We start from the raw sequence: 16,204 nt of genomic DNA on the forward strand, positions 1-16,204 counted from the left end.
CCTATATCTTACATGTATTACTAAATAAACCACATACTAAGTTTGAACTTATATACAATAAAGTGAGGCTTATTACATGATGAAAACTCCTAAAGCTATTATTGTTATTTTTGGCGCGACAGGTGATTTAGCAAAACGCAAATTGTTCCCTTCCATTTATAGACTGTATCAAAGTGGAAAAATCTCTGAAGATTTCGCTGTTGTTGGCGTCGCAAGAAGACCTTGGTCTAATGAAATATTTCGTGAAAATGTTAAACAATCTGTGCATCACTTTCCAGATGATAATGGCAGTCAGGATACATTTGCTTCCCACTTCTACTATCATCCTTTTGATGTAACAAATACTTCTTCTTTTCAAGAGCTTAAAAGTCTGTTAAGCACACTTGACGACAGGTATCATACGACTGGAAACCGTATTTTTTATTTGGCAATGGCACCTAATTTTTTTGGAACAATTGCTACAAATTTAAAATCAGAAGGATTAACTTCTACAGAAGGATGGATTCGATTAATTATAGAAAAGCCGTTTGGACATGACTATGACTCAGCCCAAGAACTAAACAATCAGCTGTGTCAAGCGTTTACAGAAGAACAAATTTACCGGATTGACCATTACTTAGGAAAAGAAATGGTCCAAAACATTAAAGTCATTCGCTTTGCTAACGCTATTTTTGAGCCTCTTTGGAACAATCAATATATCGCCAACGTGCAAATTACTTCAAGTGAAATATTAGGAGTTGAAGATCGAGGACGCTATTATGAGTCTTCCGGCGCACTTCGCGATATGGTACAAAATCATATCCTACAAATGGTTGCTCTTCTTGCGATGGATCCGCCTATTAAGTTAACTGCAGATGAGATTCGCAGTGAAAAAAGAAAAATTTTCCGTGCTTTAAAACCACTTTCGAATAATGACATCGATCAATACTTCGTTCGCGGACAGTATGGTCCTGGCATCACAAACGAAAAAAAGGTAGTTGGCTACAAAGAAGAAAACGATGTAGATCCAGCATCGAATACAGAAACATTTGTTGCAGGTAAGCTAATGATTGAAAATTTCAGATGGACGGGAGTTCCTTTTTATATACGAACAGGCAAACGTATGCAAGAAAAATCTACTGAAATTGTTATACAGTTTAAAGATTTGCCAATGAATTTATATTTAAATAAAGAAAGAATGACTCATCCTAACTTACTCATTATTCATATTCAACCAGATGAGGGAATTACACTACACTTAAATGCACAAAAAACAAATAGCAGTGTAACATCAACCCCTATTCGATTAAGCTATTGTAATAACTGTGCAGATAAAATGAATACACCCGAAGCCTATGAAATACTCCTATATGATTGCATGCGCGGTGACTCAACCAATTTTGCGCATTGGGAAGAAGTAGCCCTTTCTTGGAAATTTGTTGATGTTATCTCCAATGTTTGGGCAAATAATAAAGCTATAGACTTCCCTAACTATGAATCTGGATCAATGGGTCCTACAAAATCTGATGCCTTATTAGAAAAAGATGATTTTCATTGGTGGCCAACTATAACAACTCGTTTCAAAGGAGAAAACGACAATGAAAATATATGATATAACAGCAGCCATTTTTGAAGGAATGACTGTTTACAAAAATAAACCTGAAAAACAGCCGAAATTTTCTAAAGTCACAAACGCTCACGTTACCGAGTCACGAATTGAATTAGATGCTCATACCGGTACACATATTGATGCACCTCTTCATATGATCAATGAAGGAAAAACATTTGAAACCATACCATTAGAAACATTAATAGGAACTGCTAAAGTTTTTGACTTAACAGCAGTACAAGATGGAATTACAAAAGCTGATTTAGAAAACCTTGATATTCAAGAAAATGATTTTGTGCTATTTAAAACACGCAATTCATTTGAAAACGAATTTAACTTTGACTTTATTTTTTTAAAAGAGGACGGGGCGAATTATTTAGCAGCACGAAAGATTAGAGGGATCGGGATTGATGCACTTGGTGTTGAACGTAATCAACCAGGGCATCCTACTCATAAAATATTATTTGGTGCTAATATCATCGTTATTGAAGGATTATGCTTAAAAGAAATCTTACCTGACAGCTACTTTATGGTAGCAGCACCATTAAAGTTAATTGGAACAGATGCCTCTCCAGCACGTGTTCTTCTTATAAAAAACATACAGACTTGAATCATTATCCCAATCAACAAATAGCCCTATTCTCATTGGAATAGGGCTACCTAAATTACTTAGATTGATGCATTTATTACATCTTCAATAACAGCAACTATTCTTTTTTCTCATTTTTCTCTACAGCGTGCCCACCAAATTCATTACGTAATGCTGCTACCACTTTCCCAGTAAATGTATCGTTTTCTAACGAACGATACCGCATTAGTAATGACAAAGCGATAACAGGCGTTGCCGCTTGCAGATCAAGAGCCGTTTCAACTGTCCATTTCCCTTCACCTGAAGAATGCATAATTCCTTTGATTTCATTTAATTTTGCATCTTTAGAAAATGCACGTTCTGTCAACTCCATTAGCCATGAACGAATAACTGAACCATGATTCCACACTTTTGCTACTTTTTCATAATCATAATCGAATTCACTTTTCTCTAATACTTCAAATCCTTCACCAATGGCAGCCATCATTCCATATTCAATCCCATTATGAACCATCTTTAAAAAGTGTCCGCTCCCCGCTTTCCCTGCATATATATAACCATTTTCTACCGCTGTATCCCGGAAAACAGGTTCTACAATCGTCCAAGCTTCCGGATCTCCGCCAATCATATAGCAAGCCCCGTGACGCGCACCTTCTGTTCCGCCAGATGTTCCTGCATCCATAAAATGCACGCCAACTTTTTTGAACTCATTATAACGTCGAATAGATTCCTTAAAGTGAGAATTACCCGCTTCAATTACAATATCTCCTGGATTTAAAAATGGCGTAATTTCACTCATCACGGAATCAACAACCGCATGCGGAACCATAATCCAAATTACTCTCGGTTTTTCTAATGATTGAATAAGTTCCGCTAATGTATCTGTACCAATAGCCCCGAATCCCTCTATTTCCTTCACCGCATTTGCATTTAAATCAAAAGCAACTACTTCATGCTTTTTATCAATTAAATTTTGTCCTAAGTTAAGTCCCATTTTCCCTAAACCAATTAAACCAATCTTCATGTTTATTCCCTCCTAAAAGTAGCAGTTTTCCTATATATTTATCTTTCTCCATATTGACAGCATATAGTTACTCGAAAAATCTCATTTTCAGTAAGGCTTTCGATTTATATTTCTCTATATCCAAGAACTCTCTCTAAAATTGTTCCATCACAAATCAAATTAAAAATACTTTCCAATTCTATTTTGCACAAATTCGTTTTAGCAGATACACTGTAATTAATTCTTAAAATTAAAATTTTCAAATAATTAAAGAGGTGTGAACATGTATAAGAAACAACTCATGAATTCCAATAACATCAATTATTTATTATTTGAACCTGTTCATTATAATAAACATGTTACAGTTATTATTTATCATGGTTGGGGTTCAAGTATATACAATCAAACTTTTTTCGCAAATATTTTAGCAAATTTCGGCTACACTGTTATAATTCCTGAAATTATATACCATGATTCTAGACAACCTTTGTTGAATTATTTTTCTAAAACTATTATGGAACAATATTTTTGGAAAACGATTTTGCAATCTGTTGAAGAGGTACCAATGTTTATTCACGGCCTTTCCCTTTCTGACCATAAACTGATTGTCTTCGGAAGTTCTATGGGGGGGTTTATTGCTTCTGGTACTTTTGTTCAAGAACACCAAATAGAAGCTCTAATTAATGTAAATGGTTCAGGTGCTTGGTTAACTTCTGAAGAAATGTTTCAAAAACAAGGTTCCGATGCATACAGTGATATCGATGCTATCAAGCGATTAGACCCTATTAACTTTTTACATAATTTTAAAAATAGACCTATCCTGTTACTTCACGGCCTGGAAGATCAAATTATTTCTCCAATTGGGCAGCAAACTTTTTATGAACAAGCTCTAGCATATGGAGAAATTGAAAATACTAATCTCTCACTTACTCTCTATCCTCACATAAACCACTCTATTAGCTTACCAATGCTAGAAAATGTCGTGAATTGGATAGAAGAAAAATTCGTTATATCAAAAAACACTCATCAATCATAAAAAGATGAGTGTTTCTTTCTTTATGCAAAGTACTGTTCTAGAAAAACCAAATTTTATATCCAATCTATGCATCTCCAAAAAATTCAACATATCAATTGTAAAAATTGAAAATAACAGCGCATACAATATCCATTATTCTAGAACTAACGTTATGTTCTGTATATTTTAACAATTCTAGCGAAAATCAAAATTCAGCTAGGATTGGAAACTTACTCTCATTAAATTCAACAGGAATTTCTCCTCTTACCATTAAATGTTTATTTGATTCATATAGTTTTAAATCCGCATTCTCCACCCCTAATTGATCAGGAGAGAAATAAAACTCAATTGTGTGGAATGCTTCTGGAATTACCGCACATAATTCATCTAAAATAGGCATCAGCTCACTTATTACTCCATATAACTTCAACACACCCTCTTCAATTTCATATACAAGTATAGCGTTGAGTTCTTCTGAAAAATAAAGTTTCTTGTTCCATTTTTCATCATACATATTTAAGTAGAAAGATGACTGATAGTGTAACGGTGCAAAAACTCGTGAAAGGCATTCTTTATTTTCAAATACATCTTTCATAATCTGCACATCTTTTTCATCAAAAAAGTCTAATTTTCGAATAGATGATAACCTTTGCTCATTCTTTTCATACTTCATAATTGAAATATATTCTTTAACTACTTTAAAACCAAATGGTGTATATAGCTCTGGTGTTTCTGTAAATAAAAATGAATAGTTATATTGCTCATCAATCTTTTTCAACACTTCATCAAACAACTGCTTCATAAAACCTTTATTTCGATAATTAGGGTGTGTCATTACAGATTGAATACCAGCTGCTTTTATACGTTCTCCGCCCGCCATCATTGGCATTGAAAACATAGATACATTTGCAATTGCTACATCTTCTTCAAATAAAGTTAACGGTGAGTATGTTTCATTCCAAAATCCTTTTTTATAAAAATCTTGTAATGTATGTGTTGGAATGTGAAATACTCTTTCAAACAAATCGTACAATCGCTCTCTTCGCTCATTTTCAAACGTGTAATTAGCACAAACCATAATTTTATCCATGTTGTTCCTCCGCTTGCAAATTACTACTTATTCCCCTTACTTTTTGGCTATAAATATTATGAAGTGATGTAAAGAATAAGTGCTATATTTCAACATATTATCACAAATTTTTTAAAAAAGTTCTATATTAATAAAAATATTTTTCGTTACACTAAAGTTGAATATAAGAATATTATTATATATTAATATAATAATTATAAATAAAACACTGTGAACACTTGGTTTTAATGGATATTTCAAACTAAAAATAATTGATCAGATTTGAATTTTATTTTTATTTTTTCATTTCTATTTTCGTTTTTTTATTTCCTTCATTGTCTTTTACCTAATTCTTTTTATCCTATTTTTTTATTTTTTTTAAATTTTTCATTTTAATTCTCCATGTAATAAATCTTTATAATTCATAACGTCATTCGAAAACCATATAAAATTCTAATTTTCTTAATTTTCATTCGTTTCTCAATAATACTAGTTTAAAATAATTCATACCGTATTTTATTTAGAAAGGAAATTTACATATGTATCACTATGTAACAGACATATAGTAACTGTAATGCGTGTCGTGGACCTCCTTTTATATTCAAACTATAAGATGTAAATTAGGAGGGCTAACCATGAAGGATACTTTTTATCATTTTGTTAAACAACCTAATACACCATTTCAAGGATGGAATTTCTCGTTTTTAACAGGTACCGGAAGACTAAGTACAGAGCCACTTCCGTGGAGCTATTCATCCATAGCATTACAATATATCCATAATGTAGATAACATGCTTAACATGGGAACTGGTGGTGGTGAATTTTTATCTTTACTAACCCTGCTTCCTGCTAAAACTGCAGTAACAGAAGGATACGCTCCCAATATCGCTTTGGCAAAAGCTAAGATCGAACCTTTAGGTATATCTGCTCATGCAATCGAGGATGATACACATTGGCCATTTGCTAACGAACAATTTGATTTGATTATTAACAAACATGAATCATATTGTGAAACAGAAGTAAAAAGAATTTTAAAACCGAACTGTATTTTTATTACTCAACAAGTCGGTGGATTAGATAATTTGGAATTAAACCACCTACTTCATGCATATACTGAAAGTGAGTACAATTATTGAGATATGCAATATGCCTCCTCAAAACTGAAACAATTTGGATTTCAAATCCTTAAACAGCAGGAATGTTTCCCCTATCAACGATTTTACAACATCAGAAGCATTATATATTATTTAAAAGCAATTCCATGGCAAATCCCTGATTTTTCGGTATCAAAATATGAAGAACAATTGCTTCATGTCCATAACCACATTCAACAAAATAGATTTATTGAAGTAAAAGCACATCGCTTTTACTTCATTGCTTCTTTTTAATTCATCGCCTCTCCAAGCTAATTCATTACATATGGAGAAGCAGTATACTAGTAAAACCAAAAATGTTACCATCACTTGCAATATTTCTCATTTCATTGTAAAATGAAACCATAGTATACGATATGCAGGCAAATCCACTTCACATATTATCAAGCATCAATAGGGATGATATGCGTTCCTTATGGGTTTTTGATAATATGTGAATTTTTATTTTGCTTAGAAATAAGACGGATCATATTACACTTATTTTCTTTATTTTTAGGAGGCATTTACCATGACATTAACAGGTAAAGTAAAATGGTTTAACAGCGAAAAAGGTTTCGGATTCATCGAAGTTGCAGACGGAAACGACGTATTCGTTCACTTCTCAGCTATTACTGGCGACGGTTTCAAATCTCTTGATGAAGGTCAAGAAGTAAGCTTCGAAGTTGAAGAAGGCAACCGCGGACCTCAAGCTAAAAACGTTGTAAAGCTATAATTTAGACAATAAAAGGGTTGTTAACACGAACGGTTAACAACCTTTTTAATTATATAAACACTTATTTCACATAAAAGGAGTGGTCTCGTGTATCGTAACAAAAAGAATGACGTTGCAGAAGTAGCACCGGAAGAAATCCCAGTTTGGGAATGTGAGTCAGAGGAATGCTTAGGGTGGATGCGAAAAAACTTCGCATTTGAAGAGCACCCAAAATGCCCTTTATGTGGAAGTGAAATGAAAAGCGGAGAACGTTTATTGCCTCGATTGGGATAAAATATTTGTAAAACCCTTGCAGAATATTCTCTGCAAGGGTTTTTTATGCTTTCAAGTTTGACTCCAAATCTATATGAATAACTCCCCTTCTTCAATTTTGGGACTAACCTCTTCTTGACCATAATAAGTTGTTATAAAGTAAACTTATAATAATTGAACTTTTCCTCCCATGTCTACTTATAAATTGAACCAGTCAAGCATTATGTTAGCAGCTAGCTCCTCACTATTTTCTTTTTTGAAAACATTGAGATAAGAGCGTTACTACTTAAAAATTGAGAGATAAAAAAATGGAGTGTGATTTTATGGAGCGAATTTTATTTCCGATAATTGTTACGTTTTTTTCATTTGGAGGGTTGTTATTTGGCGGAATTGTTGGTCTTACAACTAAACGGATAATTGAAAAACAAACATATCACTTATATGCTCTTTGCGGAGGGATTCTACTTGGATTATTACTAATAGAAATCATTCCAGAAACATTCTCGAGTTATGAAATAATCGGCCCTATCCTCGGTAGTACTATTGGAATTTTAATGATGCGTTTAATTGATCACTACTGTCATCATTTTATGATACATAATTATGATAAACAAACATGGCAACCGTTTTCATTTCTTTCCTTTGCAATTTTTATCCACAATCTGCCTAGCGGTTTTGCGTTAGGAACTGCTTTTACAACGAATCATGAATCTACTATTTCTTTCTTACTAGCCATTATTATTCATCACGTTCCTGAAGGTCTTGCTTTAATTATCTCTTTCCTATTTACAGAGCATAAATATATATCTTTCATCTTAATCATCCTCTTTTTATCAATCATTCTTGGTTTAAGCACAGCGTTTGGTATGATTATTAACAGCAAAACGATTCATTTACCAGGCTTAATAATGGGAAGCGCCATCGGTTCTTTAGGATATGTAACACTCCATGAAATGCTTTGGAAAGCAAAAAAACACTTATCATTATCCTCTTTCCTTTCTTGGACTTTTGTTGGATGTTTATTTATTATCGTTTTTTTGCCTTTTATAAGTCATCATTAAAAGAGAACTTCCATAACTGTTTGTATATTTTACCTTTTTCTCCAAAACATAATAGTATCTCAGTATGTAAGGAGGAAGTTCCATGTTTCAAAAAACTGCTGGTGAAGTACTGATTGATTTATTAATCGAATGGGGCGTCGATCACATATATGGAATGCCCGGTGATTCCATTAATTCTATTGTCGAGCCACTTCGTAAAACGCAAGATAAAATTAAATTTATTCAAGTTCGTCACGAAGAAGCTGGCGCTTTAGCAGCTGCTTCTTATGCAAAATTAACTGGTAAACTCGGCGTATGTATGGCAATCGCTGGGCCAGGTGCTATACATTTACTCAATGGATTGTACGATGCTAAATTAGACCAAGCGCCTGTCCTTGCTATTACTGGTCAAATTGAGTCAGATTTAATTGGAACTGGCTTTTTTCAAGAAGTAAATTTAGAAAGAATGTTTGATGATGTCGCCGTTTATAACCAGCGCATCATGTCAGCGGAACAACTTCCCGCTGTAGTAAACCAAGCCATTCGCATGGCTTATACTAAAAAAGGGGTATCTGTTCTTACCATTCCAGATGATATTCAAAAATTTGAGGTAGATGCAAAAGCGCGGATTACCACACCTGCTTTTACGATGCCAGAATTATTCCCAAAGCAGCACGATTTAGAAACAGCTATTACTGCATTAAATGAAGCAAAAAAACCTGTAATACTAGCAGGAAAAGGCGCAAGAGATTCAAAGGAACCGTTACTTGCTTTTGCCGAGAAAATTGGAGCGCCTATTGTATTAACACTTCCAGCCAAAGGAGTAATTCCAGATGAACATTCACTTTGCATTGGAGGATTAGGTTTAATTGGGACAAAACCTGCATATGAAGCTATGCAACATGCAGATACACTCATTATGGTCGGCACCTCTTACCCATTCACAGGTTTCTTACCAGAAAAGGCCAAAACGCTTCATATCGACACAGATCCAGCACAAATTGGTAAACGTTATCCAACAGATATTGGGCTTGCTGGTGATGCTGCTAAAACTTTAAAGTGGCTCACGCAAAATATTGAAAAACATACTGACCACTCATTTTTAGAACACCATCAGGAACTAATGAAGAAATGGGAAGAGAAATTGCACAATCAAGAAAACGAAACCTCTGTTCCAATTAAACCTCAAAGAGTAATGCACGCACTACAGCAAGTTGCAGATGATGATGCTATTTTATCAGTAGATGTTGGGAATGTAACGGTTTGGACGGCACGTCATTTCCGTATAACAAATCAACGTTTTATTTTATCAAGTTGGTTAGCAACACTTGGTTGCGGTCTCCCTGGAGCGATTGCTGGACAGATTGCTTACCCAAATAAACAAGTTTTCGCAATTTGTGGCGATGGTGGATTCGGGATGACGATGACCGACTTTGTAACAGCTGTAAAATATAGACTTCCCATTGTTGTAGTCGTATTAAATAACCATAAAATCGCTATGATTAAATTTGAACAAGAAGTAATGGGGAATATTGAATTTGGGACAGAACTTACCAATCCAAATTTCGCGAAATACGCTGAAATTTGCGGTGGAGTCGGTTACCGCGTTGAAAAGCCCGAAGAATTGATGCCTGCTTTTGAACAAGCTGTAAAACAAAACAGACCATGTATTATCGACGTACTCGTTGATGTCAACGAAGCTCCAATGCCTGCAAAAATTACGTTTGCCCAAGCAGCCGGCTATACTAAGCACATGCTGAAAGAATTATTTGAAGAAGGAAAAATTGATTTACCCCCTTTATAAAGTGAAATTTCCATCAGTGGGGTTTTCTTCATCCCCCTACTGATGGTTAGTTGAACCAATCAGGCTTTTACGGGCCGTTATCCCCCACCTATCTTCTTCGTTTCTCTCTCAATCTTGAGGTGGGAGGTCTTACTGCCCGTTAATGCGGGATAAAAAAACACAAGGATAAGACAGTAAGTATACTTTAATAGCTACTGTCTTATCTCAAAATAGAATATCTCGATTATCTTAAAAAGTCACGATGAACGGCTGATTCTCTTCATCTAAACAATGTAAAATGCGCTCTTTGAAATTTTTCCATGTTACCATTTGCAGCGCTTCTTCAATTGAAAAATATCCAACTTCTAAACTTTCACTACTTGTTGTAAATTGCCCTCCAATTGGCTTACCAACGAACAAATGATTGCAAATACACTGTGAAACATTTTGATACACTCCGCAGTATTTCACAATTTTAATATCAATGCCAGTCTCTTCTTTCGCTTCCCGAATAGCACCTGCTGGAATCGCTTCTCCTTCTTCCACTTGACCGCCAGGAAGTTCCCACCCTCGCTTTGGACCTTTTAATAGTAAAATTTCGTTTTTATCATTTAACACGACCGTTGCAGCACTTACAATATGTTTCGGATAAGGCATACCTACTCCCCCTTTAGACAAATTGCTAACATTCTACATACAATGAACAGGTAATACAGACCAAGAGCTAACAAGCGTTGTCTGCTTCCCTTCCAAATGTAGCACTTGTTGAGATGGATTTGCTGTATGTAGTAAATGCGGAAATATTTCTTTCACATAATGTCGATGTGCTGCTTCGTCTTTCCATAAAGATAAAACAATGTAACGATTAGAAGAAAGAGATCTTCCAACAATGCCGCCCATCAGTCCTTCTGCTCTCGCTATCCCTGGATTCCAAACTGTTTCTTGCATATGTAAAAATTGCTTTTCACTCTCTTGTTTTACATCACAAATTGCTACTCGTAAAAAGGAACTGTGTGCTAATGCTTCAACAAATGGAGTCTCCGTCATATCAAATAAAGATTGATATAATTCTGTTTCACATGATGTATACGTACTCTCTTGGTTGTTATCATTAAAAATCTTATCGTGTGATTCATTCATAAAACTTTGATACATTTTCATATTTTCCCATAAACTAAATATGCAAGCCTCTGATTCATCCCATCCCCCGATTTGTCCGTAAAAGCCATCTAATGACTTCAACTCGTCCCATTGTTCTTGGGCAGCTGAAAATAATTCCTTTTTTTCGTCGCTAACTTTACAAATAATAGATTTAATTAACATCCAAATTTCCCCCTTAACTCCCGTGAAAGCTTGATTAAAACTCAATACTTTTATTTTAAAGGGGTTTGATAGAAATATCAAAATTTTATAAATAATAGAACTACTAAAAGAAATACACTTTTTATTTACTAACTAAATTTTCTTTTTTAAAGCTTATACTAAACATGAAAGCATTACTTATAATACTTACTACACCTATCCAAAATAGCCAATTTGTTGCGGTCAACGAAGAAACAGCCATAATAAGTAGTGCAATAATAATTGATACACAATTGCCTACCCTGTTCCGTTTCTTGTTACGGTGAAACTTGTCTTTCGCTTGAGAAATTGATTCCTGGACTTTTTTCTTTACATAATAGACTTTTTCTTTCAACTTATTTTCAGTCTCTTTTGCTTTCTCATAAAAGACATTACTCAAATAAACTTTACTCATCATTCCGCCCCCCCATATCGTCGTCTTGAAAACTCAGCCAACACTTTTTCTTGATCATTTAACTGCACTTGTTCATCAACTTCGAGTTTGGCATTTTCTTCAAAACCATCTTGTTCTTCACCATCGAATCTATAGAGTTTTTGTAATAATCTCCAAAACGTTTCAATTTCATCAGTTGTGAAATCATGAAACATATCCGCTAAAAAATAAGTAGACTTTTCGGAACAAGTAATTAACGCTTTTTTTCCTTCAGGAGTAATCTCAATATTAATCGAACGTTTATCCATTTTACTCGGCACAGTTTTAACATATCCTTTTTTCACAAGGCCTGTAATTAACTTATTAGCGGTCTGCTTTGTTGTACCTAACTTTTTCGCAATATTAATAAGGGTCGTGCTTTCAATTGCCAAATGCGCAATAGCAATAAGAGCCATGTGTTGCCGAGAAGTTAATACCTCTAAATACTCATCCCCACGGGTTTGCACCTTATTGACAACCGAAAATAAAGTAGCGTAACTTTGTTGCATAAAATGTAGTTCTTTCATTAAACGATTGATATCCATATGTAACTCCCTTCCATTTTTCGTCACCATGCTGACAAATATAGAATACCACTTCTCCTGAGTAATCGTCAACATGGTTACTAATATAAACGATTTTACATATTATTCAAAAAAAAGCAGCAAAGGTATCTTACCCCTTGCTACTTAATCAAATGTAAGCTCTATTTCAATAATCTCTGATCGGCTGCCAAGTCTTAACGGTGGCCCCCAAAAACCAAATCCAGAAGAAACAATCGCATGAAATGTGTGTCTCTGTACATATCCCCAATCTAATTCATACATTCTTCTTGTAATGATATGATTCGGTGCCATTTGTCCTCTATGTGTATGTCCAGACAGTAATACATCAACACCTGCTGCTTCAGCTTGTTTTAACTCAAATGGCTGATGATCCATTGCGATGACGGGAAGACTTTTATCTACAGTGCTCATTAATTCCTCGAAACTTTTCCGATCTCGGTCCGTCTTATCTCTTCTGCCTACAATATAAAACCAATCTTCTATTTTCACAACTTCATCTAATAAAATATTTACATCAATCTTATTCATTTCTTGCAAAAATTCAGGAATCGCTCCGCCGTAATATTCATGATTACCTAACACCCCATATACGCCAAGTGGGGCATGCATTTGCTTCATCACTTGTCCCATATTCTTTTTTATAAAATATTCTGGGTGATCGTCAATAATATCTCCAGGTAACAGTATAATATCTGGTTTCATATGATTTACATGATGAACCAATCTTTTCAAATGAGACAAGCCAGACAACTTACCAAAATGCATATCTGAAGCCATTGCAATTCGAAGTGTTTTACGGTTACTATCTTTTTCAGGTACATGAATCTCGTATTTTCGAACGATCGGACTATACGCATTAAATGTTCCATAAACAAAAATAAAAACAAAAGTAATGAGAACGATGATTCCAGTCCAAAAAATAGATTGTTCTTTCGGAAACGATAACCAATTTAAAATAAACACGGCTACATCCGCTATTGGCAAAAGAATGACCGCATATTGGATAACCGCAAACCAATAAGAACCAATTGTTCTAAGCGGTGAAGCAAACTTAATCAATCGATCTAAAATATAAGCGTATGATAATAGTCCAACTACAATCGCATAATATCCCCAAGATTGAATATGAAAAGTCGTATGAATCCAAATCCAGCCGTTCCAGCCAATGTAAATCATTAACAGCGTATATAAAGTAAATAAAATAAAAATATTTACTACATTTCTCGTTTTCAAAATATGCCCCCTCTTTTACAAGTTTTCATTACAAACATTTATATACTACACTAAATATAACAAATCACCCTCCGAATCATTGAGAATTTTATTTTGACACAAAAATTTTTATAATGCCACTAATACGACGTAAAACAAAAAGAGACTAATTCATCATTTTTACGAATCAATCTCTTTTTGTTATTTCATATTTCAACTGGATGGATAATATACTCCATTTATTAGGAGCGTATCGAAAATGTCCTTCACTATCGGAAATATCCTTCAATAAGAGGTTCGTCTCTTTCATTTAATCTTCTAAAATATGTACGATATCTCCCTCTGGTAATAAATTTATGTATGTTGCATAATACGGGTTATATTCATTCGCTTCCGGTCTCTTTTTCATTTTCCCCATCCTTTTATTTTAACTTTATTATAAAATATTATCATACTAATCCCAAAAATTAAAATTCTAAAACAACGACATTAAAACTCTTTTTTAGACGGGCGAGAGCATCTGGCTATGCATAGAAACGATTAGGGCCTTTTCCTGCCGGATGCAAAGTTTAAAACAAAAGGAGCAAGCATGTTGTATTCAGCAAAGCAGTAACTTGTATGTCAAAACATTAAAATGGATTTATAAAGAATGTTTGACTTTCTCCTCTTCTAATCTTGAAACGAACCTCAGCCAGCCTGTAAAAAAACTTTCTCAACTTCTAACCTATAGACTGCTCAATTATCAGCTGCTAACATAATAAGTGAGCTCCTAACGAGTTTCATTATCTGACGAAAGGACCTGTTTCGGACGCAGGTCCTTTTTTATTTGATCTACTAGATGACGTTCCAATGTATTTTTATACAAAAAAACCTAAAAAATGGTATAATTCAACTTAATAGAATAGTTAGAAAGAGAGATGAAGAGAATGAAAGTTACATATTGGAGCGGCAATAAAGTACGATTACGGGCACCTCAAAAAGAAGACATTCATTTATTTAAAGAATTAGATGATGAAATAATTAAAAACCTTGATTCAATTGCTTTCCCACGCACAGAAGAACAAATTGAAGAGTGGATTTCCGAGATATCCAAAGGGGCTTCTACTGACTGTGATGACTTTTATTGGATTGCCGAAGATCACAATAAAAACATAATCGGGACAATTGACGTTGCGAATTGCGATTCTAAAAATGGAACATTTGACTACGGTATATCTGTATTCCCTTCTCATAGAGGGAAAGGATACGCGCAAGATATGATTATCACTATACTAAAACATTACTTCTTCGAGCTTAGATATCAAAAAGCAACCATTCAAATATATTCATTTAATACCGCTTCTATCCACCTTCATCGAAAACTTCAGTTTGTAGAAGAAGGCCGCTTAAGAAATATGATATATACAAATGGCGCATTCTATGATGAAATCTATTTCGGAATTACGAAAGACGAGTTTCAAGAGTTATATTTCCCTAAATAAATTTTATATTAGATTCTATTTTTGTTTAATGTACTCCTTAGAAAGCCCTTAATAATTCGTCTAACTCAACGCTTTTTGTAATGTGAATAAAAACGATTACCTCTCCCGTCCCGTTTAATTATAACCGTACCTGAATCATTTAAGATATTTTTAAGAATATTTCTTTGAAACAAAGCATTAAGAATTCCAGTTAATTCTTGTCAATAAAACAAAATAAATGTATATTTCCATATAAAATCTTACATTTAAAGAGATGAGTATACTAACTTGTTTAACTATTTATTTTTTCTTAATAACCGTAGCTTCCTTTAAGAGAAAGGTTACAAACAAACTTTGAACTTATTTTGTAATAATAGACCTTTAGCTATTTCCAAAATACAATCTCTTTCATATTTTGAAGTATAACTTTCTAGGAGGTGATTTTTATAGCTAAGACATTATGTAATGAGCTAGCAAAAATCCTTAAAGGTGAGGCAGAACAAAAAAATGATGTATGTATGGTAACTAGGGAGAGAAAAGATTTAAACGTAACAATCCTTGGCCAACCTACACACTCTGAAATGGTAATCTCACTTGAATTTAGTTTCGAACCTATTACTAAGAAAAATGAGACTTTAAATTTAGCTGAGCTCGTTTTTTTACAAGAAGAAGTAAATCCTTTTTTACAAGCTATCAAAAGAAGCGAGCATATTAAAGTTTCAGCTATACACAACCATTGGTTATTTGAAAAACCTAGACTCATTTATGTGCATCTTGAATCGGTTCAAAATCCAGTAGCGTTTGCAAAAGAGGTTGCTAAGGCTCTTCAGAAAGCTGGAGTAAAGTAAAAATGTGCAAGCCTAAATCTCTTGAATAATAAGGCCTCTAAATACTATAGCTTAATATATTTCAAAACCAGTATAGGCCACTTTAAGTTCTATTTTAGAAGAGGAATTTCCCTCTTCTTTTTATTATCATTCATATACT

The 16,204-nt window shown here is 34.0% G+C and carries 16 protein-coding genes and 2 pseudogenes; 10 read left to right on the forward strand and 8 right to left on the reverse strand.

Features of this window, described 5'->3' with window-relative positions; translation table 11 throughout:
• Positions 1 to 76: 76 nt before the first annotated feature.
• Together zwf and AB1280_RS07385 are read left to right on the forward strand one after the other, a co-directional pair.
• Positions 77 to 1,591 carry a glucose-6-phosphate dehydrogenase gene (zwf, locus tag AB1280_RS07380; RefSeq protein ID WP_429755406.1) on the forward strand — a complete coding sequence of 505 codons (1,515 nt, stop codon included), beginning with the start codon at positions 77 to 79 and terminating at the stop codon, positions 1,589 to 1,591.
• Positions 1,578 to 2,198 (forward strand): cyclase family protein, encoded by a 621-nt coding sequence (locus AB1280_RS07385; RefSeq protein ID WP_429755407.1) that lies wholly within the window; start codon positions 1,578 to 1,580, stop codon positions 2,196 to 2,198. The genes zwf and AB1280_RS07385 overlap by 14 nt, the downstream gene beginning before the upstream one ends.
• A gap of 97 nt (positions 2,199 to 2,295) precedes the next feature.
• Here the strand turns inward: AB1280_RS07385 and gnd are convergent, their stop codons facing one another.
• Positions 2,296 to 3,201 (reverse strand): phosphogluconate dehydrogenase (NAD(+)-dependent, decarboxylating), encoded by a 906-nt coding sequence (gene gnd, locus AB1280_RS07390; protein WP_429755408.1) that lies wholly within the window; start codon positions 3,199 to 3,201, stop codon positions 2,296 to 2,298.
• A 262-nt stretch (positions 3,202 to 3,463) separates the two neighbouring features.
• On the opposite strand from gnd, the gene AB1280_RS07395 reads away from it, so the two are divergent.
• Entirely contained in the window at positions 3,464 to 4,216 is a 753-nt protein-coding gene (locus AB1280_RS07395) for a dienelactone hydrolase family protein (protein WP_429755409.1), read from the forward strand.
• 184 nt (positions 4,217 to 4,400) lie between these two features.
• On the opposite strand, the gene AB1280_RS07400 is transcribed toward AB1280_RS07395, so the two are convergent.
• Positions 4,401 to 5,285 carry a GNAT family N-acetyltransferase gene (locus tag AB1280_RS07400; protein WP_429755410.1) on the reverse strand — a complete coding sequence of 295 codons (885 nt, stop codon included), beginning with the start codon at positions 5,283 to 5,285 and terminating at the stop codon, positions 4,401 to 4,403.
• Between the two features lie 614 nt (positions 5,286 to 5,899).
• Between AB1280_RS07400 and AB1280_RS07405 the strand changes: the two are divergent.
• From AB1280_RS07405 to AB1280_RS07425, 5 genes and pseudogenes are all read left to right on the forward strand, one after another.
• Positions 5,900 to 6,652, forward strand: a pseudogene (locus tag AB1280_RS07405) (class I SAM-dependent methyltransferase).
• Positions 6,653 to 6,926: 274 nt separating this feature from the next.
• Complete coding sequence (gene cspD / locus AB1280_RS07410; protein WP_000176366.1) at positions 6,927 to 7,130, forward strand: cold-shock protein CspD; 204 nt, start codon at positions 6,927 to 6,929, stop codon at positions 7,128 to 7,130.
• An 87-nt stretch (positions 7,131 to 7,217) separates the two neighbouring features.
• Positions 7,218 to 7,403, forward strand: coding sequence for a cold-shock protein (locus AB1280_RS07415; protein WP_020061359.1), 186 nt, complete (start codon positions 7,218 to 7,220; stop codon positions 7,401 to 7,403).
• A gap of 302 nt (positions 7,404 to 7,705) precedes the next feature.
• On the forward strand, positions 7,706 to 8,443 hold the full coding sequence (locus tag AB1280_RS07420) for a ZIP family metal transporter (RefSeq protein ID WP_429755411.1): 738 nt from the start codon (positions 7,706 to 7,708) through the stop codon (positions 8,441 to 8,443).
• An 82-nt stretch (positions 8,444 to 8,525) separates the two neighbouring features.
• Positions 8,526 to 10,226 carry a pyruvate oxidase gene (locus AB1280_RS07425; RefSeq protein WP_429755412.1) on the forward strand — a complete coding sequence of 567 codons (1,701 nt, stop codon included), beginning with the start codon at positions 8,526 to 8,528 and terminating at the stop codon, positions 10,224 to 10,226.
• Between the two features lie 228 nt (positions 10,227 to 10,454).
• On the opposite strand, the gene AB1280_RS07430 is transcribed toward AB1280_RS07425, so the two are convergent.
• From AB1280_RS07430 to AB1280_RS07455, 6 genes and pseudogenes are all read right to left on the reverse strand, one after another.
• Positions 10,455 to 10,862 (reverse strand): NUDIX hydrolase, encoded by a 408-nt coding sequence (locus tag AB1280_RS07430; RefSeq protein WP_429755413.1) that lies wholly within the window; start codon positions 10,860 to 10,862, stop codon positions 10,455 to 10,457.
• A gap of 33 nt (positions 10,863 to 10,895) precedes the next feature.
• Complete coding sequence (locus tag AB1280_RS07435; RefSeq protein WP_429755414.1) at positions 10,896 to 11,528, reverse strand: DUF4937 domain-containing protein; 633 nt, start codon at positions 11,526 to 11,528, stop codon at positions 10,896 to 10,898.
• Positions 11,529 to 11,649: 121 nt separating this feature from the next.
• Positions 11,650 to 11,961: a hypothetical protein gene (locus tag AB1280_RS07440; protein WP_429755415.1), complete on the reverse strand. Its 312-nt coding sequence runs from the start codon at positions 11,959 to 11,961 to the stop codon at positions 11,650 to 11,652.
• Complete coding sequence (locus AB1280_RS07445) at positions 11,961 to 12,524, reverse strand: MarR family winged helix-turn-helix transcriptional regulator (RefSeq protein ID WP_429755416.1); 564 nt, start codon at positions 12,522 to 12,524, stop codon at positions 11,961 to 11,963. The genes AB1280_RS07440 and AB1280_RS07445 overlap by 1 nt, the downstream gene beginning before the upstream one ends.
• A gap of 144 nt (positions 12,525 to 12,668) precedes the next feature.
• The gene (locus AB1280_RS07450; protein WP_429757301.1) at positions 12,669 to 13,721 is read right to left on the reverse strand and encodes a metallophosphoesterase; all 1,053 of its coding nucleotides are present in this window, start codon (positions 13,719 to 13,721) and stop codon (positions 12,669 to 12,671) included.
• Positions 13,722 to 13,977: 256 nt separating this feature from the next.
• A pseudogene (locus AB1280_RS07455) lies at positions 13,978 to 14,166 on the reverse strand (DinB family protein); the annotation flags it as partial.
• Between the two features lie 517 nt (positions 14,167 to 14,683).
• Between AB1280_RS07455 and AB1280_RS07460 the strand changes: the two are divergent.
• Both AB1280_RS07460 and AB1280_RS07465 read left to right on the forward strand, forming a co-directional pair.
• Positions 14,684 to 15,238 (forward strand): GNAT family N-acetyltransferase, encoded by a 555-nt coding sequence (locus tag AB1280_RS07460; RefSeq protein WP_429755417.1) that lies wholly within the window; start codon positions 14,684 to 14,686, stop codon positions 15,236 to 15,238.
• Between the two features lie 416 nt (positions 15,239 to 15,654).
• Entirely contained in the window at positions 15,655 to 16,065 is a 411-nt protein-coding gene (locus tag AB1280_RS07465) for a DUF1259 domain-containing protein (protein ID WP_429755418.1), read from the forward strand.
• The last annotated feature ends 139 nt before the right edge of the window (positions 16,066 to 16,204 follow it).

This window comes from Bacillus sp. S10(2024) (assembly GCF_050473865.1).
Classification (GTDB): domain Bacteria; phylum Bacillota; class Bacilli; order Bacillales; family Bacillaceae_G; genus Bacillus_A.